This window comes from Clostridium amazonense (assembly GCF_056431285.1).
The window spans coordinates 958,655-982,145 of sequence record NZ_JBWKMH010000033.1 but is presented as its reverse complement, the minus strand read 5'-3'; the positions used below and the strand labels follow the sequence as shown (position 1 = coordinate 982,145).

Below are 23,491 nucleotides of genomic sequence, written 5' to 3'. Positions count from 1 at the left end.
GGAATTTAAGATGGGATATATTTTAGAAGCGTTGGCAGAATACGTTTTTATGTTACCAATATTTATTGTAATAGAGATAATAATTTGTTTCTATTATAAAAAAAAGGGTGTAGTAATAAAAAAAGGTTTTATCATAGGATGGCAATTATTAGCATGCTTAATGACTATGATTTTCTCAATTACTGGAGCAAGTGGGATTAGTGATATCGGAAATCATGGTAAAGCTATAATAAGATTAGATGAAATAAACTTAATCCCTATTATTAAATGGGGTATTGGAGATTTATTTGGAGTAATTATGAATATAATTATGTTTATTCCTTTTGGTATTGGAATTCCATTACTTTGGAAGAATAGAAATACATTTGTTAGAACTACATTTGTTGGTTTTGTGTTTTCATTGCTTATAGAAATAAGTCAGTTATTTAATTTTAGAGCAACGGATATAGATGATCTAATAATGAATACATTAGGAACAATGATTGGATATGGAATATATTATTTGTTGTTGAGAAAAATAACAATATTTCAAATGGATAATAGCAATAAGAAAAAGGTGTTGAAAAATACTGCATTAATTAATGTTGTTACAATATTTGGAACGTATTTTTTTATAGGAAATAGCATCATAAATTTAATATGGAGAAGTATATATAAGTACTAAAATAGATGTATACCCCCTTAATAATTATTTTTTAAATATTAAGGGGGTATATTTTTATTAATAGATGGTGTAAATATAATTAAGAGATAGTTAAAAATTTAGTTAATATATATCTTGGATATATAATCTTAAAAATGAAATACTAAATATGAGGTGATTTCATGGAATCGGTATGGAGTGAAAGTTGTAAGTTTAGAAAAAGAGAAGTTTTAAGTAGAGATATAAAAGCTGATGTTTTAATTATTGGAGCAGGAATATCTGGAATATTGACTGCATATATGTTAAAGCAAAATGGTAGAGATGTAATTTTAATTGATGCAGCTGAAGTAGCAAGTGGAAACACAAAGAATACTACTGCAAAAATAACATCTCAACATAACTTAATTTATCATAAATTAATATCAGAGTTTGGAGAAAAAAAAGCTAGACAATATGCAAAAGCAAATGAACTTGCTATAAAAAAATATAAAGAAATTATTGAAGAAAGAGAAATAGAGTGTGATTTTGAACCGAAATCGTCATATATATATTCTTTAAATGAAGTAAATAGTATTAAAGATGAGATAGAGGCAGCGAATAAAGTTGGTATTGATGCAGAATTTGTAGAAAAAGTTAATCTTCCTTTTGAAATTAAAGGAGCTATTAAATTTAATAATCAAGCACAATTTAATCCACTTAAATTTTTAAAAGATATTTCAAAAGAGCTAATAATTTATGAAAACACTAGAGCAATAGAAATTAAACAAAACTTAGTAATTACAAATAAGGGAAATATAACAGCAAATCATATAGTAGTGGCAACACACTATCCAATAATGAATACACCTGGATATTATTTTTTAAGAATGCATCAAGAAAGAGCTCATGTTATAGCTTTAGAAAATGTAAATGATGTTGATGGTATGTATATAGATGTTGATAAAGATGGATACTCTTTTAGAAGTTATAATAATTTATTATTATTAGGAGGGGTGAAGCAAAGAACAGGAGAAAATGAAGATGGTGGAAATTATGATAAATTAAGAGATGTGGCAAAAGAGTTATATCCAAAATCAAAGGAAAAGTATCATTGGTCAGCACAAGATTGTATGACTATAGATGGCATACCTTATATAGGAAAGTATTCTGATGAAACACCTAATATATATGTTGCCACAGGATTCAATAAATGGGGAATGACAAGTTCAATGGTGTCAGCTATGATAATATCAGATATGATATTAGAAAATGAAAATGATTTTTCAGAAATATTTTCTCCAAAAAGATTTGATTTATCATTATCAATAAACAATCTTACTAAAGATATTGGGGAAACAGCTAAGAATTTTATTGCGCAAAAAATATATATTCCTAGTAGCAAAATAGAACATATTAGAAATGGTCATGCTGGAATTGTTGAATATAATGGAGAAAAAGTTGGGGTTTACAAAGATAATGAAGGAAAAGAATTTATTGTATCTACAAAATGTAGTCATTTAGGATGTCAACTTCATTGGAATGCAGATGAATTAACATGGGATTGTCCATGTCATGGATCAAGATTCGACTATAAAGGACGATTAATAGGTAGTCCTGCAACTAAAGATCTTGTAAATGATTAAATATGTATTAAAAAAATAAAAAAGCAAGAGTATTATTGAATTATAATTTAGTAAATTAGAAAATAACAAATTTCATTTTAGAAATTTGTTATTTTTTTATAGTATATTAAATATCATTATTTTAATAAAAGATTTAAAAAAATCGATAGAAAAGGGAAATTGGAATATATATTAAAATTTAAAAGGTAAATAATAACAAATATAGAATAAAAGATATATTAGAATTTAAATTAAGGATGAATTAATTTAAAATTTTGCAGGGTGGGTGAATATAACAATGGATTTAACTTATAAAAATGCAGATAAAAGTGATATTGAATGTATATTTAATTTAAATAAAAATCTTATAGATCAATATGAAGATATAAAAAGTATAGATTATGAAAAGGTGATTTTATGGGTACATAAAAAAATTGAAAGACATATTTATGAGTATAAATGCATTATATTTGAGGGAAAAAAAGTAGGATATTATTTCTTTCATAAAGTTGATAGCAAAATGGAAATGGATGATTTATATGTATTTGAAGGCTATAGGAATTTAGGAATTGGAACAACTGTTTTAAATAATTGTTTTAAGAAAACAGATTTGCCTATTTTTTTATATGTTTTTAAGAAAAATATAAAAGCTATAAAACTTTATTCTTTATTGGGATTTAGAGTGAGTGAAGTATGTGGAAATACAAGATATATTATGCAAAAGCAAGATAATATTTAATGATTAATATCAACTAAAATAAAAAATTAATTAGTAAATAAAGCTGGAGGTGAAACATATGGAATTGAGAGAATGGAATAATTATATGAAGCAACTTAAGTCTATAATTTTAAAAGAAGATAGAATGGAAGAAAGCAAAGAAATAATTTTCAAAATACATTCAATGGTACATGCATCAAGTATGTCTGGAATAAATGAGATAACTTTTGAGGATAAAGTATGGGAGGGATTAGATGAATATACATTTAGAAGTTCAGTAAACGAAAAAGGGCGTACTGTAGCTTATGGAATTTGGCATTCTAGTAGAATAGAAGATATAACAATGAATATATTAGTTGCAGATACTAATCAGGTATTTAACGAGGAAAATTGGAAAAAAAGAATAGGATCCAAAATTAGTGACACAGGTAATGCCTTAGATAGAGAGGGAATATTAAGACTCAGTGAGAGTATAAATATGGAAGAATTAAAAAACTATAGAATTGAAGTTGGAAGAAGAACACAAGAAATTATTAAAAATTTAAATTGTAGTGATATGAAAAGAAAATTTAATAAAGACAAATTGCAACGTATATTAGATGAAGGTGCTGTTTTAAATGTAGAAGCATCAAATTGGCTTATTGATTTTTGGGGTAAAAAGAATATATCAGGAATAATTTTAATGCCAGCCACAAGGCATAATATGGTTCATATAAATGAATGTTTAAAAGCAAAAAAGAGTTTGAAAAAATAAATGATATATTAAAAGAACAATGATATGTAAAATGAAATATTAAAAAAACATATAATACAAATAGTAGTTCTAATTTATAAGTTGAACTACTATTTTGGTGTAAAATATAAAAATAGACTTAATCATTTTTACATGAAGTATTATTGAAAAATGATGATAAATTTTGTATTTAAAATATATATGTTTTGAGAATTTAGATCAATTAATTTATTAGGTAAGTTATTTTGAGGAAATATCATTATAATACTCATAATAATTTTTATTAAGTGTTGATTTTAATTTTGATCTACATTCTTTAATTTCATCATCAGAGAATGCAATTTTTTGAACTATAAGTGCTTGTGATTTAGTAATAAAAATGTATAGGACATCATTAAATTCATATACTTTGTGTAAAAATTCATACTTAATTTTAGATGTTCCATTCATTGAATCATTATTATTCTCTACCAATAATCTATCTTCAAAAAATATGTATTTAATTTTGGTATTAGCAATTTTAAAGTTGTTCTTCCAACATTTTCGAGGCATATATATCATTATAGTAATTGTTATTATACCTAGAGTTATATAAACTAAGGCTAAAGCTACGTAAGATCTATCAAATCCATTAAAAATTAATGATAAGATACATCTTATACTCCCTAAAAAACTTATTGCATAGATAAATGTAGGTATTATTTTATAAAATTTTGTTTTGTGTAAAGAGAAACAAAAAAAATTTCTAAAACTTTTATAATCTATACAACTTTCTACTTCTGCAATTTTATATTCATTCATTCCATCCATAAATTCATCCCTCCAAATTTATTATCGAATTATAATTATAAAAATATATAAAATTAGTTAAATTTATGAATAAAATGTTATTTATATGGTATTACATTATTAATGTCTTTTAAAATGTATATCCATATAAAAATACATTAAGGGTTGAGTTTAAAGAGTTAAAATAAATTTCTTTTTCAGCTAAACGGTTAAAGTTTTGACTATCATAAAACCCATAGTTGCAAATAGTATCTGTATATAAATATATAGATTTTACATTCATAGTTTTCATATAGTCACAAGCATATTTAATTAGAGCTTTGCCAATTCCTAAGCCTCTACATTTTTCAGTTACGATAAAAAGTTGTATACAACCTTGAAAATTAGATTCTTTTCCACTTATTAGTTCTTTATAAGTTTGAGTTATTTTTGAAAATTCTTTAAGATATAGTTTGTTTTCTTTTGAAGAAAATGATAATTTAATAGTATTTAGTGCAAGACTTAGTATATTATGAAATTTTTTAAGTTTATTATTATCATTTTTACAATCACCAAGAATAATTCCAATAATTTCATTATTTTTTACAGCAACTTTACTAAAAGAACTTGCAACAATACAATCTTCTAAATAAATAGTTAAAACTTTATCTAAAAACTTTTTATCTTTAACTATTTTACCAAATCCAAATGCTTCATTAATTAATTCTTTAATTTTATCATAATCATCTTTCAGTAATTCTCTATATATTATTTTATTCATATTTATAATCCTTCCATTTAATTAATTTAAATTTATTATCTAATTCTTTATAATGATAATAGAATCTCCCCTTAAAGGAGAGTCAAGTAAATTATAAAGGAAGTTAAAAAATGAAAAATCTATTTTCAATTGGTGAAGTTTCCAAGATTAAAAATATTACTATAAAGGCATTAAGATATTATCATAAGGTGGGTATACTTATACCCAAATACATAGATGAAGAAACAGGATATAGATATTATTCTATAGAACAATTTATATATATAGATGTAATAAAAGGCTGTAGAGCATTAGGTACTAGCATAAAGGAATTGCAAGAGATTTTTAAATCTTGTGATACGGATGAATTATTAAGATTTTTAAAAAAGAAAAAAATTGAAGCACAAGATAATATAAATAAAATGCAAGAAATAATAAATAATATCGATAATTTAAATAGCAGTGTAGAGTACTCTAAAAATGCATTAGTTAATGATAGTATAAGTATTAAATATTTTGAAGAACGTTATATAGTTGTAGTTCCTTGTGAAGAATCAGGAAGTTTAAAAGAATTAATATATTATTCTAATTTAGATAAACTTATAGAAAAAAATAATATAAAAACATCAATGGAAAGAGGGATAATATATAATGTTGATTTAGAAGGACAGGTAGAACCGAAATATGCATTTAGTGAATTAGGTGTTAAGAAAAATTTATATGATGATAAATTTATAAAAATTTTACCAAAAGGAAATTACTTGACATTATCATACACTAAAGATAATGAAAAGGAACGTGTAAATAAAGTATTTACATATATGAAAGAAAATAAATTAAAGGTAAAAAATTTTATAGAAATTGAGTTGTTTGATGATTTTTTTAATACAAATTCATATAGTTGTCAACTTCAAGTATTTATAGAAAGTTATTAATGATAAACATTGATGATTTAAAATATCAAATAATATTATATGAAAAAATGATTTAGGAGTTAAATAGTGAGTAAAAGTTTAAAAAAGAATATATTGAATATTTTTTTTGTAATTACAATTATACTAGTTGTAATTACATTATTTATTACATGGAATAGTGAAAAAGCACACTTGAAATCAACAGAAACACCAGAAAAAATTGAAATATTAGGCACATACTATCTAGAAAAAGATAATAATGTTTACAAACTTCCAATTGATAATAATCTTGATTTATCTGGATATAACAAAATTATTGTTAAAGGAAATTTTGATAAAGATATACCGAAGAATAAAATGTTATCCATGAGAATTGATAACATGAAAGTTAAGATTTATGTTAATGGAAAAAACATATATTCTTTTGGAGATGAAAAAAATCAGTCTATAAATTTTAAATCTAATGGTAATTTATAGGATTTTGTTGTTTCACCTGGAATTTCTCATAATGATGATATAAAAATAGAATTAAGTAATATATACACAAATCATGTATCTAGTACATTTAAAACATTTTTAAATAATATTTATAGTGGATATGAAAACATTTTAATTTTAAACAATATAAGAAGTAAATATAAAAATTTATTTTTATCAATGTTTATACTTTGTATGGGAATTATAACGAGTGTATTTTCCGGTGTTATGTACTATAGAAAAAAATCAATGCCTATTTTAGTATGTTTTTCAGGATTAGCAATTAGTAGTGGAATTTGGTTTTTTATAGATTTTAAGGTAATAAGTTATTTTATTCCTTATCCTATATTTAATAATAGCTTAGATATAATAAGTATGTTATTTACTATATTTTTCTTGCTATTATATTTTTTCTTTAATTTAAAAAGTATATATAAAAAATATTTAAAATATATTGCATATATTTTTATTATACTAATCAATGTAACTACAATTATGCAATTTACTGGAAATATGGATTATTATGAATTTATACCTTTGATAGATGTATTATGTATAATTTCAGCTATAATAATTTCAATAATATTGTTTTATGAAGTAAAAAAAATGAAAAATATTTATGCTAATAAATTAGTATGGTCAATAGGGATAATTTGTATTGGAGCAACACTAGATATTATATGTAACTATTTTGAAATTATATCTTTATCAGTTTGGTTTAAAATTAGCTTTTTTATATTTTTAATATTACAATTCATTGGTGTTACACAAAGCATATATAATATTATATGTGAAAATGAAAAGGTTAAAACTTTGCAGGAAATAGCATATGTTGATGCTCTTACAGGAGTAAAAAATAGAAGAGCTTATTGGGAAAAAATTAATGAAATAAACAAAAATTTAAATTTAGGTAATATATTTATAGTAATAATTTTTGATATAAATAATTTAAAAATTATTAATGATACATTAGGACATGAAAAAGGTGACGAACTTATTAGAAATGCATGTAGGATAATTACTAATTTATTTAAAGAAAATTCTATTTATAGAATAGGAGGAGATGAATTTGTAGTTATTCTAGAAAATTTGAATTCTAGTGATTATAGTAACTTGTTAAAACAACTTAAAGATGAAATGCAAAAATTCATATATAATTGTATATGTGAATTAGATATTAGTTTTGCACATGGTGTTGCAATTTACAATGCTGATAGTGATAAATCTTACGAAGATGTATTTAATAGAGCAGATAAATCCATGTATATTAATAAATCACAAATGAAATGTATGCAAAAGTAATAAAATAAAAAAATATAACTTAAAAATAGGTTAAAATCATATTTGGAGTATTGTTATTTCAGAAGAGTCTTTTAGGTTTATATTATAATGACATTATAGTAATATCAAATTGTAGCCAAATGTTTGAATTGGGGGACAATGAGATGTTAGAGAAAAATGATATATTTACTATAGAATGTGAAGATATAATTTAAAGAGAATTTCAAATGGAAGATTTAGATTCATTATATAAACTTACATTACAACCAGAGATAACAGATATTTTACCAGATTGGATAGGAACAAGAGATCAATACAAAGATTGGATAGAAAATAAATATATAAAAGGAAATATGAAGTTTAAAGATTCTATTCCAAGTATTGGTGGAAGATGGATATCACTAGGAATTATATTAAAGGAAACAAATGAGTTTATTGGTTGGTGTTGCAATGGAGAAAGTGATGAAATGGCAATACCCAATAGAGATATAGGATATGCAATTTCTAAATATCATAGAAATAAAGGATATGTGACACAAGCAGTTAAAGGACTAATAAAATATTTATTTGATAATACAGATGCTCAGTATGTTTATGCAATAGCATTAATAAATAATGGACCATCAAATAGGGTTATAGAGAAATGCAGATTTAAATATATTGAGGATATAAATATTGGAGATAGAAAATTTCATAGATATAAACTTAAAAAAGAAGAAATGAAATAACATTGTAAAAGCACTGATTTTTATAGAAATTAGTGCTTTTAGTTTAAAATAAACTTTAAATTTGCATTATGAGTTTACATTTGTTGTAAAATTAAATACTATGATATTAACAAGCTTAAAAATTAAGTATTTTGATTGGGGTGTGAAAAATACAATAATGCAAGAAGTTATAACTTACTCATTATGCAAAGAACATGAGAATTCAAATATATATTATGAATATATAAGAAACTTTACTGATGAAGTTATAAAAGAAATGAATGTAAAAACTGAGAAAATAGTTTATGATTTTGGGATGTTTATATTGGAAAACAATGTAGAAGAAATAAGAAAAAATATAGAATATTCTCTTGAAATACTTACACTAGGAGTTTTATGGCAATGTTATATAAACAGAGCTATAAAATTAAAAAATATTTCAAAAATGGCACTTATAAAATTGGGGGAGTTAAGAGAATATGAGTATTTAAAAAAATCATCAGATTTTTTAAGAGGGATTTTAGAAACAAAATTTTTAACTAAAATAGATAATGAAAAAGTAGAATGTACATTAGATAATTTTAAGAAATTAATTGATTGGTTAATGGCTACAGGTGAATTTAAAGAAGAAGTTAAAAGACTAAATAATTGGAATGAGTTTTTTCAAAGTAAATCTGAAAAAGATATAACAAGTATAATAAATATAGCAATAGATTTAGCTAGTTGGTTTAAAACAGAAAGTGAAAAAAAACTAGGTAAATACACAGAAAATGTTAAGAAATTCTATAAGTTAGAATACAATAAACATAAATGGAAAGAGGATTATATATATTGTGGAAGAAAAGAGATAGAATATCACCTTAATATGATAGGTGCAGAAATATTAAATGATGTATATAGAGAAGCATTTTTAAAAACAAAGGATAAAAGATTACTTTTGCCAGCATGTATGAGATTAAATTTAAATAATTGTAAAGCAGGTAAAACTAAATATGGATATGTATGCAGAAGTTGCACAAACAATTGTAAGGTTAGTAAGTATACAAAGTTAGGCAACGAATATGGTTTTAAAGTTTATATTATTCCACATGAATCATCAGCTTTTACAAAAGAAAAATTTGAAAAGAATTCTGTAGGAATAGTAGGAGTAGCGTGTGTTCTTAATCTTATTTCTGGTGGATGGAAAGCAATAAGGTTAGGATTAATTCCACAATGTGTTTTGCTAGATTATTGTGGTTGTAAAAATCATTGGCATGAAAGTGGTATTGTAACAGATATAAATAAGGATAGGTTGTTATATATTCTTGGAGAAAAATAAGATGATTAGATTAGTGTTAAAATATGGGGATATGTGGGAAATGAATGGTATAAGATTAAAAAAAAGGGAACTTAAACATGTGATAAAGTTTTGGGAAGAATCTAAAGATAGTGAATTACAAAGGCTATTTCCATTTCAAAATAATACATTAGAAGAAACAATAAAATTATATGAAGATTCATTATTAGAAAATGCTAAAAGCTACGGGAAAACAATTTATGTTGATGATTGTTATGTAGGAGATATATGGTGTTATTCTATAGATGAAACTTATGAAAAAAATTGTTTTGTTAGTATTGTTATTTTTGATGAAAATTATTGGAATAAAGGAATAGCAAGTATTGCATTAAGGGAGTTTAATAAAATAATTGCAAATAAATACGAAATCAATAGAATTTGTGCATTTACTTATAAGTTTAATATTGCATCAAGAAATTTATTAGAAAAAAATAATTTTAAATATGTTGAAGAATTTAAGGAAGATAATATAGAATCTTTATATTATGAATTGAAGATATAAGTAATAAAAGAATTAAGTTTATAAATATATAATATATAATGACTTTAACCTCTCATATTTACGTCAAAAAATGAGAGGTTTTTAGTGTTTTAAAATACTATACTAGTAATTGTAAGGGGATGATGTAAGTGGAATGGTTAGAAAGATTAAATAGTGCACTAAATTATATTGAAGATAATTTAAATGGAGATATTGAATATGAAAAAGCTGCAAAAATAGCATGTTGTAGTGTATATCATTTTCAAAGAATGTTCTCATATATAGCAGGAGTATCTTTATCGGAATATATAAGAAACAGAAGAATTACTAAAGCTGCATTGGATTTGCAAAATGGTGAAAAAGTGATTGATGTTGCAATGTGTTATGGATATGAGTCGCCAACAGCTTTTACAAGAGCATTTAAAAAGATACACAATGTCTCACCATCTAATGCTCAAAAGGAAGGAACTATTTTAAAAGCATATCCCCCTATAAGTTTTAAAATAACAATAAAAGGAGTAGTGGAAATGAATTATAGTATAGTAAAAAGAGAAGAGATTAGAATTGTAGGAGTTAAAGCTTCATTGTCAAATGATATTGAGAAAAACTTTAAACAGGTTCCTAAATTGTGGGATGAAGTTTCTATAAGTGGAAAAATTAATGAGATAGTAGAACTTATGAATAAAAATTCTAAGGGAGTATTAGGGGTTTGTTGCACTTGTATGGAGAAAGTAAGTGATTGGAGTTATTATATAGCAGTTGAAACAGATAAAGAAGTACCAGTTGGTATGGACGAATATATAATACCAGCTTGTACGTGGGCAATTTTTTCTGGTGAAGGTGAAATGCCAACTGCAATTCAAGAAGTTGAAAAAAGAGCAATTACAGAATGGTTGCCTACATCAGGATATGAATATGCAGATGCACCAGATATTGAAGTGTATTTAAATAAAGACCCTAAAAATGCAAAATTTGAAGTGTGGATACCTATTAGAAAATGATAATTAAACAATAATAAAATAAACCAATGAGTTTAAATCATTGGTTTATTTTATTATTTAGGAATCTAAGTTCAAAAATGCAATTAATCTTATTTCAGTTGGAAAAGAGATAATTGAACGTTATACATAAATTAACAATTAACGATAAAACTGAAGTATTAGTTTTTTATAAAACATCTAAGATGATAGTTATACTTACTATCAAAACTATGGTTAGTAAGTATATTATAATAGGGAATTTATTCTCTAAAGTAAACCTTTTATGGAGAAATATTATATTAATTTTATTTGAAGTGCAAATAAAACATTGTAGTGGGGATTTCAATCTCCGGAGATATTCACCATAACTTTTCACTTTTCACTCTTAGTTCTTAATTGATTCCAAATATAAAAACAGGAATAACTTGAAACTCTATAAATATCACTTGATAAAGATGTTATTTAAACTTCGAACTTGGAACCCTATAATATTAAAAAGTAATAAATTATTTATTAAGAATAGTGTAAAACAATAAATATTATGATATATTGATATAAATAAAAATATAGGAGGTACAACATGGGATTTTTTGATGGTTTAATAGGTAATGCATCAGAAGTAAAAGTTGAAAAAATAGTTGAGGAATATGAAAGATTGTTAGCGCCAAGTGAAAGAATAGAAAAAGCGTATAAATTAGTTAGAGATGTATTTATATTTACAAATAAAAGGTTAGTATTAATAGATAAACAAGGGGTTACAGCTAAAAAGGTTGAATATCATTCTATTCCGTATAGAAGTATAACACATTTTTCAATAGAAACAGCTGGACATTTTGATTTAGAAGCAGAACTTAAAATATGGATTTCTGGAACTTCAGAGCCAATAGAAAAAACTTTTAATAGCAGTTTAAATATATATGAAATTCAAACTGTTCTTGCTGAGTATGTATTAAGATAGAATAATAAAGGAATTTTAAATTACTCATAGAATATAATAAAATAGAAATGTTTTATTAATAAGGAGTGAGTTTTTTTATGAAAAAATATGTTATTTTTGCATAGCAGGGGCTATTGCAATTTAATTAAATAAATTTTGATATAGCCTTTGCTATTCCTGAAAGATTAAATTTTTTAGGAGGGCAAAAATGAGCTATAAAAAAGCTACAAAGGTTTTACCAATAGAAATTGTAAAGTTAATACAAGATTATATAGATGGTGAATATATTTATATTCCTAAAAAGGAAGAAAATAAAAAAAGTTGGGGTAGCAAAACCTCAACAAGAATTGAACTTAAGTCTAGAAATTCTAATATTTACAATGATTATTTAAATGGAATGAAGACAAGAGATTTAGCTGAAAAATATTATTTATCATTAAAAAGTATTCAAAGAATCATTTTAAATGAAAAAAAGTCATGTATATAAATAGAAAGAGTCTGTATGAAATTTATCATAGGGACTTTTTTTATTATCAAATATATAAATTTGTACCCTATATTTAATTGTTGAGTAATATATTATTAAATCAATTTAATATGTGGTGAAATATGAATTCTAATAATCTAAAAGATATAGAAGAGTTATTAAAGATAATAGGTTGTAATATAAAACAGGATGAAAGTAAAAAAAATGGACAAACAAAGTGTAAAGTTACAATAGACCCAACTGGGGGATCAGATACTAACTGTTGTGCTAATCAGGATTTAGATATTCCAAATGGGTTCCAAGATGTAGATCCTAAAGTTTTTGTTGTTTTAGGGGAGGTAGTAGGAAATGTTCTTTCTGGTGGATTACCACTAAATACCGCTAATGCAATATCAAATTGGTTTAACTTAATTGGGCAAGTAATAGAAACGTATTCATCTCAACAACAATATTTCCAATCAGGACCAGGAAGATTATATGATAAAAAATATAAAAATATTAGTAATCCATTTTGCACTTGTAATTGTACAACAGTAGATGAGAATGATAATAGCCAAAGTGAAAAATCAAATAATAATAGTGATATAATTGATATTAAAAATCAAATGGATAAGATATATAGTCATTTTGAAAGTGAGATATCAATTTTAAAAAATGAATTAGAGCTTTTAAAAAAAGAAAGAGAATATTAATGTAGACAACAGTTTTTTTTTGAGTATTATAGTAGTGAAATCATTTATAAGTGGTGAAGTATGGATTCCAATAACTTTCAATCATTTTGTAATATATTAAAATCTTTAGGTGTAACAAATTCAAATTCCCAAAACATAAATGATATTCAAATTGATCCAACGGCTGGAGCTAGTAGCAATAGTTGTAAATATGCTAATTTAGATATTCCATGCGGATTTCAAGATTTAGATCCTATGATAATTACTGTAGTTTCTGAGATGGTTGGAAATTTGTTATCTGGTGAGTTGCCTATAAATGTAGCAGGAGCGTTAGGAAACTGGTTTCAATTAATAGCACAAATAATAGAAATGTATATAGCACAACAACAATACTCACAGAGTGGACCAGGAAGATACTATAGTCCAGAGTATAGAAATGTTTCTAATCCATTTTGTGCAAATCCAGCTCAGCCAGATGGTCGTGAAGAAGTTACTCCTAGAGTAAAACCTAAAAAGGATAATAAGAAAAAAAGCAACAATGATATTAATAATAAAGAAATGGAAGAACTGAAAAAAGAAGTTGAGATGTTAAAAGAGGAAGTAAATATGTTGAAGCAACAAATATCTGCATTAAACAATAATAATGGCACATAAAATGTAAAGTGATAATATATTACTTTACATTTTTGAGTTATAAACAAAAAGTTAAATTATACTTTAATATATAAAGAAAAGAAGTAAAAATTGCGATAATAAATTCATAGTGCAAGAAAGGAGTACAGTACATGAAAAAAGGAAAAAGTATAAAAAGTTATTTAATTAGTTATCTAGGTATAACATTTGTGAGTGTATTTGTTGTAGCATTTTGTATGACATTCATAATTTCTAAAAATCAATTAGTTGATTTAAAGTTAGATAATATGGAAAGAATGCTTGAAGATTCTACAAAAATTTTAAATGCTAAATTAGAAAAGAGTATAACTATAGCAAAGGCAATTGCTACAGATGAAATTGTAGCTAATCCTAATATAAAATTTGAAGAGAAAAAATCTTCATTATTAAGATATGTTGAAGTGTATGATTTGCAAGCTATAGCATTTATAGATGAAAAGGGTTATTTAAAATCTACTGATGGATATGAAGAACATTTATCAAAAGATGGATATTATAAAACTATATTAGATGGAAAAATACATATGAGTGATCCAGTTTTAAATCCTCAAACAGAAAAACAAATTATATTTATAGGGGTTCCGATAATTGAAAATTCAAAAGTAGTTGGAGGAATAACAGTTACAATTGATAGTACATATTTATCAGAGCTAACTCAAAACTTAAAGTATTATAATTTAGGTGGATCATATATTTTAAATGATATGGGAACGACAATTGCATCAGATGATATTGAAAAAGTAAAAGAAGGATATAACCTTATAGAAAAATCAAGTGAAGATAAAAATTTAAAAGAAATAGCAGAAATTCATAAAAAAATGATAACTGGACAATCAGGACTTGATGAATATAAAGAAAATGAAAAAAAATATGTTGTATATAAACAAATAGAAGATACAAATGGTTGGACAATGGCATTTGAAGTAAATAAAAAAGATGTAATTAAGGAAGTAAATAAGTTAATAATAGTATATGTGTTAATGACATTAGTTGGATTAACTATTTTAGTAAGTATTGTATATGTTATTGGAAATAAAATTGGAAACAGATTAACAATGTTAAAAGATAATATAGAAGTTCTTAAAGAAGGAGACTTTAATATTAAGATTAGTGAATTGGAGATGAAAAAAGATGATGAAATAGGAGTAATAAACAATTCACTGCAAGAAACAATAATGTATATAAGAGAACTTCTTAAATCTGTAAAGGATGGAATACATATATTAAATAATCAAGCAGAGGGACTTAATACTACATCAGAAACTATTACAACTGGTTCAGATGCAATTTCATCTGCAATGAATGAAATTGCTATAGGGAATAGTGAACAGGCTGTTGAAGTTTCTAAGATTCAAAAAGAAATGGACGAATTTGGAACAAGTGTTACAGATATAGATAGTAATATAGGTAATGTTTTTCAAATTGCAGCAGATACAGGCTCTAAATTAGAAGCGGGAAAAAAAGAAATGGAAAAGTTAAATGAATCTGTAGTTAATTTTGATTCTAAATTTAAAGAATTTAATATTGATATAGAAAATATGAATGATAAAATATCATCTGTAAATGCAATAACAACAACAATTAAACAAATAGCTGAAAAAACTAATCTGCTTGCGTTAAATGCGGCTATTGAATCAGCAAGAGCAGGTGAAGCAGGAAAGGGATTTAGTGTTGTTGCTGAGGAAATAAGAAAATTAGCAGAACAAAGTCAACAGTCACTAGAACAAATATCTAAAGTTATTGAAAATGTATTACAAGAAGGCGACAAGATAATATATTCAACTAATGGAATGAATAAGGAAATGATTAATCAAAAAGAAAACATAGAAAAAACAATTGAATCATTTAATAATGTGGCAATGTCACTAGAAAACATTATACCTAAAATAGAAGTTATATCTGAAATATCTTATAACAATAATAACAGAACAAGCAATATAATAAGTTCTGTTGAAAGTGTTACAGCAGTATCAGAAGAGCTTGCGGCTACAACTGAGGAAGTTGCAGCTACATCACAAGATTTTACTCAATCAAGTAAAACTATTGAGGATGTTTCAAATAGTATATTAGAAATTATGAGTGATTTAAATGAAAAAATTGAGAGATTTAAATTAGATGAGGAAAAACAACAGTCATAATTAAATAAGAAAAATCGTAGAATTTAAAATACAAAGTAATTCTGCGATTTTTTTATTGTATATGAAGTTAAAATTAGAACATTATATGTTTGTTTATTTTGAGGAGTGATATATTTAAAAATGAATCAAATAAAGTTTAAGGCTGATATATCTTTAAAATCTTTAAATTACATATTTAAATCAAATAAAATACAATAATTTAAATATGATACATTATTATTTTATTTTTTAAAATTTAATAATAATAGTAATTAAATAAAAAGAAAAAATATGGGAATTTTTAAAAAAAATAAAAAAAATTAAAAAAAAGTTTACAAAGTTAATTGATTTTACATAAATATAAGTTTAATATAAAATTATAAAAATTTATATTTTATACAATAATGCAAAATATTATTGGTTTAAATAGATGGAATGGAGTGATTTTTGTGAACGTATTAAAAGATTTAAATCCTAAAAAGGTTTTTGGCTTTTTTGAAGAAATGTGTCAAATACCACATGGTTCAGGAAATGAAAAGGCTATAAGTGATTACTTAGTTAATTTTGCAAAAGAAAGAAATCTTGAAGTAATTCAAGAAGAAAAAGAGCCTAATGTAATTATAAGAAAACCAGCTACTGAAGGATATGAAAACATACCAGCTGTTATAATCCAAGGACATATGGACATGGTTTGTGAAAAAGATAGTGATGTAGATCATGATTTTGAAAAAGATCCACTAAATCTAATGATTGATGGAGATTTTGTAAAAGCTAAAGGAACTACTTTAGGAGCAGACAATGGAATAGCAGTAGCTTATGGACTTGCAATTTTAGATGCTTGTGATTTAAAACACCCTGCAATAGAATTATTTGTTACAACAAATGAAGAAACAGGAATGTATGGAGCAATAGCAGCAGATCCTAAAAATTTAAAAGGAAAAACACTTTTAAATATTGACTCAGAAGAAGAAGGAGTTTTCTTAGTAAGTTGTGCTGGTGGAGTTACTAACACTGTAAATATAAAAGCTGAATATGAAGATGCTAAAAATGAAGCATTAAGAATAGAAATTAATGGATTAAAAGGTGGACACTCAGGTCAAGAAATAGGAAAACAAAGAGGAAATGCTAATAAAATAATGGGAAGATTATTAAATAGCATTAAAAATGAAGTTGAATTTAATATAGTTACTATATGTGGTGGTTCTAAACATAATGCAATTCCACGTGAAGCTGAAGTAATAATAACAACAGAAGTAAGCAATGTTTCAAAAGTACAAGAAATAGCTTCAAATGTATTAAAAACAATAAAAGAAGAACTAAGAGTTCAAGATCCAGATATAACAATAACTGTTGAAAAATCAGAGTGCAAAAAGCAATTAACTAAAGATGTTACTGAAAAAATAGTTTCATATTTAGTTTTAGTACCAGATGGAGTTCAAACTATGAGTGAAGACATTAAAGGCTTAGTTGAAAGTAGTTTAAACTTAGGAGTAATAGAATTTAATGAAGATAAAATAACATTTGTTTCATCAATAAGAAGCTCAGTTAAATCATTAAAATATGCAATAGCTGATAAAATTGCATATTTAGCAAAATTAATTGGAGCTGAACTTGTAAGTGATTCAGATTATCCAGAATGGCAATACGAACAAAATTCTAAAATAAGAGATTTATCTATGCAAACATATAAAGAATTAACTGGAGAAGATGCCAAAATAGATGCTATACATGCAGGTCTTGAATGTGGTCTTTTAAAAGAAAAAATGCAAGATGTAGACATGATAAGCTTTGGACCAAACTTATATGATGTTCATACTCCAAGTGAACGTATGAGTATATCATCAGTTGAAAAAGTATGGAATTTCATAGTTAAACTATTAGAAAACATGAAATAATATTTACAACATGTAAATAAGTAAGCATTTATTTTAATGAGAAATAGATGCTTACTATTTTTTTTACATAATATTTAGCTTTTTAGAACAAATTATATAAAGAATATAGTAGCAATTATACTGTAAAAAAATATGATAAAGTTTTGAAAAGAAAGAGGTAAAGAAATGAGAAAGATGAAAAGTATGGATGGAAACACTGCAGCAGCATATATTTCCTACAATTTTACAGAAGTAGCTGCAATTTACCCAATTACACCATCAACACCTATGGCTGAAGTAGTTGATGATTGGGCTGCAAAAGGTAAAAAAAATATCTTTGGTAATACAGTAAAAGTAGTAGAAATGCAATCAGAAGCGGGAGCAGCGGGAGCATTACACGGTGTTTTACAAGCCGGAGCATTAGGAAGTACATACACTGCATCACAAGGGTTACTTCTTATGGTACCTAATATGTATAAAATGGTTGGAGAAAGACTTCCAGGGGTAATACATGTAGCTGCTAGAGCACTTGCAACATCATCATTAAGTATATTTGGTGATCATCAAGATGTTATGGCAACAAGACAAACTGGATTTGCGATGCTATCAGAAGGTTCAGTACAAGAAGTAATGGATTTATCAGCAGTAGCACATTTAACTGCAATTAAATGCAGAGTACCATTTGTAAACTTTTTTGATGGATTTAGAGTATCTCATGAAATACAAAAAGTTGAACTTTTAGAACAAGAAGATTTAATGCCTTTAGTTGATTTTGATGCTATTGATAAATTTAGAAAGAGTGCATTAAACCCAAATCACCCAGTTACTAGAGGAACAGCACAAAATCCAGATGTATATTTTCAAATGTGTGAATCAATAAATGGATTCTATGAAGATGTTCCAGATATTGTTGAAAATTATATGAGTGAAATAACTAAAATAACTGGTAGAGAATATCATTGCTTTGATTATTATGGAGCAAAAGATGCTAATAAAATAATAATTGCCATGGGTGCAGTTACCGAAGTAATAGAAGAAACTATAGATTATTTAAATAGTAAAGGTGAAAAATTAGGTCTTGTAATAGTTAGATTATATAGACCATTTGCAGTAGAAAAACTTCTAAAAGTTATTCCAGACTCAGTTAAGAAAATTGCAGTATTAGATAGAACTAAAGAGCCTGGTTCTATTGGAGAGCCACTATACTTAGATGTAGTAAAATCATTATTTGGAAAAGAGAATGCACCATTAGTTGTAGGTGGAAGGTTTGGATTGGGTTCAAAAGATCCAACACCATCAGAAATAGCTGCAGTTTATGAAAATCTAAATGAGACTAAACCAAAGGATAGGTTTACTGTAGGAATAGTTGATGATGTTACCAATACATCCTTAGAAGTAAAAGAAAAAATAGATGCAACTCCTGAAAGTACAAAATCTTGTAAGTTCTGGGGTCTTGGTTCAGATGGAACTGTAGGTGCAAATAAAAGTGCTATTAAAATTATTGGTGATCATACAGAGATGTATGCGCAAGGATACTTTTCATATGACTCTAAAAAATCAGGTGGTATAACTATTTCACACTTAAGATTTGGTAAAACACCAATAAAATCACATTATCCAATTGATAAAGCTGACTTTGTTGCTTGTCATAATCAATCATATGTTTATAAGTATAATATATTAGAAGGGTTAAAACAAAATGGAAAGTTCTTATTAAATACATTATGGAGTGAAGAAGAACTTGATAGTAGATTACCAGGAAAAATAAAAAGGTATATAGCTGAAAATAATATAGAGTTCTATACACTTAATGCTGTTAAAATAGCTCAAGAAATTGGTCTTGGTGGAAGAATTAATATGATAATGCAAGCAGCATTCTTTAAAATAGCTGATATAATTCCCGTAGATGATGCTATTAAGTATTTAAAAGATGCAGTTGTTACATCATATAGCAAAAAAGGCGAAAAAATAGTTAATATGAATCATGCAGCAATTGATACAGGAGTACAATCTATAGTTAAAGTAAATGTACCACAAAGTTGGAAAAATGCTGAAGATGATAAATTAGATGAAAAAGAAAATGTTCCAAGTTTTATAAAATCAATTGTAGAACCGATGAATAGTATGGAAGGTGATTCAATTAAAGTGTCAACTTTCATAAATGAAGGTGTTGAAGATGGTACATTTATGTCTGGAACAGCAAGGTATGAAAAAAGAGGTATTGCAGTTAGTGTTCCAGAGTGGATTCCAGAAAATTGCATACAATGCAATCAATGTTCATATGTATGTCCACATGCAACTATTAGACCTTTCTTGCTAAATGAAAATGAAAAAACAAATGCACCACAATCAATGAAGTTAATTGAACCAAAAGCACTTAAAGCTGAGGAAAAATTATATTACACAATAGGAGTTACTCCACTTGATTGTGTTGGTTGCGGAAACTGTGCAGAAATTTGTCCAGCACCAGGTAAAGCATTAGTAATGAAATCACAAGATAGTCAACATGAACAAATAGAATCTTGGGATTATGCAGTAGAAAAAGTATCTAAGAAAGAGAATCCAATGAATAAGAAAACTGTTAAAGGTAGTCAATTTGAAGAACCATTACTTGAATTCTCAGGTGCTTGTGCTGGTTGTGGTGAAACTCCATATGCAAAACTTGTAACTCAATTATTTGGAGATAGAATGATGATAGCAAATGCTACAGGTTGTTCTTCAATTTGGGCTGCTGGTGGACCTGCAACTGCATATAGTACTAATAAATGTGGTCATGGACCAGCTTGGGCAAACTCTCTATTTGAAGATAATGCAGAGTTTGGCTTAGGAATGCATATGGCTGTGAAAACAATAAGAGAAAGAATTGCTGATAATGCTAGAGAAGCTATTACATCTAACATATCAGATGAAGCAAAAAGTGCATTACAAGATTGGCTAGATAACATGAAAGTTGGAGAAGGTTCAAGAGAAAGAGCTGATAGAGTAATAAAAGCACTTGAAAGTGAAAATAATGATATTGCTAAGAAGATTTTAAATGACAAAGAGTTTTTAGTGAAGAGATCTCAATGGATGTTTGGTGGAGATGGTTGGGCTTATGATATAGGATATGGTGGATTGGATCATGTATTGGCATCTGGTGAAGATGTAAATGTATTAGTATTTGATACTGAAGTTTATTCTAATACAGGTGGTCAATCATCAAAAGCAACACCAACAGCTGCTGTAGCTAAATTAGCAGCATCAGGAAAGAGAAGTAAGAAAAAAGATTTAGGCATGATGGCTATGAGTTATGGAAATGTTTATGTAGCTCAAGTTTCTATGGGTGCAGATAAGAATCAAACAATTAAAGCAATTGCAGAAGCAGAAGCATATGATGGTCCATCATTAATAATTGCATATGCTACATGTATAAATCATGGAATTAAGAAAGGTATGTCAACATCACAAGAGGAACAAAAAAGAGCTGTAGAATGTGGATATTGGAGTTTATACAGATATAATCCAATGTTAAAAGAAGAAAATAAAAATCCATTTGCATTGGATTCAAAAGAGCCAAAGAGTGATTTTAGAGAATTCTTAATGGGAGAAGTAAGGTATGCATCTCTTGCAAAAGCATTCCCAGAAGAAGCAGAGATGCTATTTGAAAAAACAGAATTAGATGCAAAAGAAAGACTAAATAATTATAAAAAACTAGCAGAACAATAATAATAATAATAAACTGCTTTGAAATAATTCAAAAAATTATTTTAAAGCAGTTTTTTATGTAAGAATTAAGTTGAAAAGATAGAAAATTTGAAAATTAAACGTGGTAATTACAACCAAGGAGTATATTGGAAAAGTGATATTTTCTAGAGAATATCTAGGTTTTGATAAAATATACAGTTTCCATATGAGGACAATATTTCATCTAAAGTAGTATATAACAATGAAGGGAAAGAATTGGAGTAAAGAAAAAGGTAGTTGTTATGGTATAAATATATATGTCAGCAGTAGTGAAGTAAAAAGTACTTTAACTAATAAAATATTGAATTCAACATAAGAATTTGAAAAAATAAAAAGGAGTGGTACGAATGAAAAAGAAACTAATTGCGATGTTATTAACGACTACTATTATAGGAGGGGCTGGAGTTACTACTTATGCAGCAACAGAAGATGCAGTAGTTATTCAAGCTAATAGTGATTATTCTACAAAAGAAGTAAGTAAAAATAATCATTATTTAAAATTGACAAATACTAGTGAAGTAAAAGAAGATTCAACAGATAAAGTTGGATTTGTACAATATGTATATATAAGTATTAGAGATATTATAAATAGACTTAATGAGTTTATGGAAAATATTCTAAATGGTGATAATAATGAGCAATGTCCAGATGTAGGAGATGGAAATGTAAACAGCAAACCTAATAATGGACAAGACAACATAGTAAATAAACCTAGTAATAAGCCAAATGATAATAATGTTGGAAATAGTGAAAGTAATGGAAATAACACTGGTAATATAGGCAGTAATGAAGGTAATGTTGGGACAAGTACCGAAGAAAAACCACCAATAGTGAATACACCTTCAGAAAATGAAAAGCCACAAGTTCCACCAGCTGTTGAAACTCCACCGACAACTGAAGAGGAAAAACCACCAGTTGTGGAAATTCCAGAAACTCCAAACAGCAGTGATAAATTTATGGCTGAAGTTGAAACATTAATAATACAAAAAGTTAATGAAGAAAGAAGTAAAGCAGGATTATCTTCATTAAAAGATAATAAAACTATGGAAAAGTATGCGAGAATCAAATCACAGGATATGGGAGATAGAGGATACTTTGATCATAATGATCCTGAAGGTAATCTTATAACTGTTCAAATGCAAAAAGATGGAGTTAGTTACAATGCATGGGGAGAAAATATAGCTTATGTAGGTGGTACATCTGATGCAAGTTCTTTAGCAAATCAATTTATGGATATGTGGATGAATTCACAAGGTCATAGAGCAAACATACTATCAAGTAATTTTACTGATATAGGAGTTGGAGTATATAAAATAGGAAATACGGTGTATGCAACACAAGAATTTTATAGATAAATAAAATAAAAGGTAAACTTATTGAGAATAAGTTTACCTTTTATTTAAGTTATAGAAATTTTTGTCATATAAAAAACACATATATTTAATATAATAAATAATATAACGTAATTATTACTGCATAACTAATATAGTTATACCATTGAATTATTTAGTAGAAATTTATAAATTTAAATTATATATAATGAGAGATTGCAGATTAAATGTATATGTAAGTATGGTGCATGGGGTATTTAAATATGACATTAATGACTAA

21 protein-coding genes are annotated in these 23,491 nt (G+C 26.1%); 19 read left to right on the top strand and 2 right to left on the bottom strand.

What is annotated here, in order from left to right:
- Positions 1-10 precede the first annotated feature (10 nt).
- The 4 genes from AC07E4_RS19355 to AC07E4_RS19340 all read left to right on the top strand — a co-directional run bounded on the left by AC07E4_RS19355 (position 11) and on the right by AC07E4_RS19340 (position 3,716).
- Complete coding sequence (locus tag AC07E4_RS19355) at positions 11-664, top strand: VanZ family protein (RefSeq protein ID WP_478217219.1); 654 nt, start codon at positions 11-13, stop codon at positions 662-664.
- 161 nt (positions 665-825) lie between these two features.
- A complete protein-coding gene (locus AC07E4_RS19350) occupies positions 826-2,265 on the top strand; it encodes an FAD-dependent oxidoreductase (protein ID WP_478217218.1) in 1,440 nt (479 codons plus the stop codon).
- 277 nt (positions 2,266-2,542) lie between these two features.
- On the top strand, positions 2,543-2,983 hold the full coding sequence (locus AC07E4_RS19345) for a GNAT family N-acetyltransferase (RefSeq protein WP_478217217.1): 441 nt from the start codon (positions 2,543-2,545) through the stop codon (positions 2,981-2,983).
- Positions 2,984-3,041: 58 nt separating this feature from the next.
- Positions 3,042-3,716, top strand: a complete 675-nt coding sequence (locus tag AC07E4_RS19340; protein ID WP_478217216.1) for a DinB family protein — start codon at positions 3,042-3,044, stop codon at positions 3,714-3,716.
- A 219-nt stretch (positions 3,717-3,935) separates the two neighbouring features.
- On the opposite strand, the gene AC07E4_RS19335 is transcribed toward AC07E4_RS19340, so the two are convergent.
- A complete protein-coding gene (locus tag AC07E4_RS19335) occupies positions 3,936-4,505 on the bottom strand; it encodes a YcxB family protein (RefSeq protein ID WP_040330062.1) in 570 nt (189 codons plus the stop codon).
- A gap of 109 nt (positions 4,506-4,614) precedes the next feature.
- Complete coding sequence (locus tag AC07E4_RS19330) at positions 4,615-5,244, bottom strand: GNAT family N-acetyltransferase (protein WP_478217215.1); 630 nt, start codon at positions 5,242-5,244, stop codon at positions 4,615-4,617.
- A gap of 110 nt (positions 5,245-5,354) precedes the next feature.
- Here AC07E4_RS19330 and AC07E4_RS19325 point away from each other — a divergent pair, with 110 nt between their 5' ends.
- The 15 genes from AC07E4_RS19325 (at position 5,355) to AC07E4_RS19255 (ending at position 23,235) form a co-directional block, all read left to right on the top strand.
- Entirely contained in the window at positions 5,355-6,158 is an 804-nt protein-coding gene (locus AC07E4_RS19325) for a MerR family transcriptional regulator (RefSeq protein ID WP_478217214.1), read from the top strand.
- A gap of 66 nt (positions 6,159-6,224) precedes the next feature.
- Entirely contained in the window at positions 6,225-6,614 is a 390-nt protein-coding gene (locus AC07E4_RS19320; RefSeq protein WP_478217213.1) for a hypothetical protein, read from the top strand.
- Positions 6,615-6,842: 228 nt separating this feature from the next.
- Positions 6,843-7,916 (top strand): GGDEF domain-containing protein, encoded by a 1,074-nt coding sequence (locus AC07E4_RS19315; protein ID WP_478217212.1) that lies wholly within the window; start codon positions 6,843-6,845, stop codon positions 7,914-7,916.
- A 206-nt stretch (positions 7,917-8,122) separates the two neighbouring features.
- A complete protein-coding gene (locus AC07E4_RS19310) occupies positions 8,123-8,623 on the top strand; it encodes a GNAT family N-acetyltransferase (protein WP_478217211.1) in 501 nt (166 codons plus the stop codon).
- Positions 8,624-8,765: 142 nt separating this feature from the next.
- The gene (locus AC07E4_RS19305) at positions 8,766-9,920 is read left to right on the top strand and encodes a DUF116 domain-containing protein (protein ID WP_478217210.1); all 1,155 of its coding nucleotides are present in this window, start codon (positions 8,766-8,768) and stop codon (positions 9,918-9,920) included.
- 1 nt (position 9,921) lies between these two features.
- Positions 9,922-10,440 (top strand): GNAT family N-acetyltransferase, encoded by a 519-nt coding sequence (locus AC07E4_RS19300; protein WP_478217209.1) that lies wholly within the window; start codon positions 9,922-9,924, stop codon positions 10,438-10,440.
- A gap of 128 nt (positions 10,441-10,568) precedes the next feature.
- The gene (locus AC07E4_RS19295) at positions 10,569-11,420 is read left to right on the top strand and encodes an AraC family transcriptional regulator (RefSeq protein WP_430830782.1); all 852 of its coding nucleotides are present in this window, start codon (positions 10,569-10,571) and stop codon (positions 11,418-11,420) included.
- Between the two features lie 559 nt (positions 11,421-11,979).
- The gene (locus tag AC07E4_RS19290; RefSeq protein ID WP_040330073.1) at positions 11,980-12,357 is read left to right on the top strand and encodes a PH domain-containing protein; all 378 of its coding nucleotides are present in this window, start codon (positions 11,980-11,982) and stop codon (positions 12,355-12,357) included.
- Between the two features lie 187 nt (positions 12,358-12,544).
- Positions 12,545-12,823 carry a CD3324 family protein gene (locus AC07E4_RS19285; RefSeq protein ID WP_040330075.1) on the top strand — a complete coding sequence of 93 codons (279 nt, stop codon included), beginning with the start codon at positions 12,545-12,547 and terminating at the stop codon, positions 12,821-12,823.
- A 122-nt stretch (positions 12,824-12,945) separates the two neighbouring features.
- Entirely contained in the window at positions 12,946-13,515 is a 570-nt protein-coding gene (locus tag AC07E4_RS19280; RefSeq protein ID WP_040330076.1) for a hypothetical protein, read from the top strand.
- 60 nt (positions 13,516-13,575) lie between these two features.
- Positions 13,576-14,148, top strand: coding sequence for a coiled-coil domain-containing protein (locus AC07E4_RS19275; protein ID WP_478217208.1), 573 nt, complete (start codon positions 13,576-13,578; stop codon positions 14,146-14,148).
- A 131-nt stretch (positions 14,149-14,279) separates the two neighbouring features.
- Positions 14,280-16,304, top strand: a complete 2,025-nt coding sequence (locus AC07E4_RS19270) for a methyl-accepting chemotaxis protein (RefSeq protein WP_478217207.1) — start codon at positions 14,280-14,282, stop codon at positions 16,302-16,304.
- Positions 16,305-16,732: 428 nt separating this feature from the next.
- Complete coding sequence (locus tag AC07E4_RS19265) at positions 16,733-18,178, top strand: aminoacyl-histidine dipeptidase (RefSeq protein WP_040330081.1); 1,446 nt, start codon at positions 16,733-16,735, stop codon at positions 18,176-18,178.
- 165 nt (positions 18,179-18,343) lie between these two features.
- Positions 18,344-21,862 (top strand): pyruvate:ferredoxin (flavodoxin) oxidoreductase, encoded by a 3,519-nt coding sequence (gene nifJ, locus AC07E4_RS19260; RefSeq protein WP_478217206.1) that lies wholly within the window; start codon positions 18,344-18,346, stop codon positions 21,860-21,862.
- A 365-nt stretch (positions 21,863-22,227) separates the two neighbouring features.
- Positions 22,228-23,235, top strand: a complete 1,008-nt coding sequence (locus tag AC07E4_RS19255) for a CAP domain-containing protein (protein ID WP_478217205.1) — start codon at positions 22,228-22,230, stop codon at positions 23,233-23,235.
- The last annotated feature ends 256 nt before the right edge of the window (positions 23,236-23,491 follow it).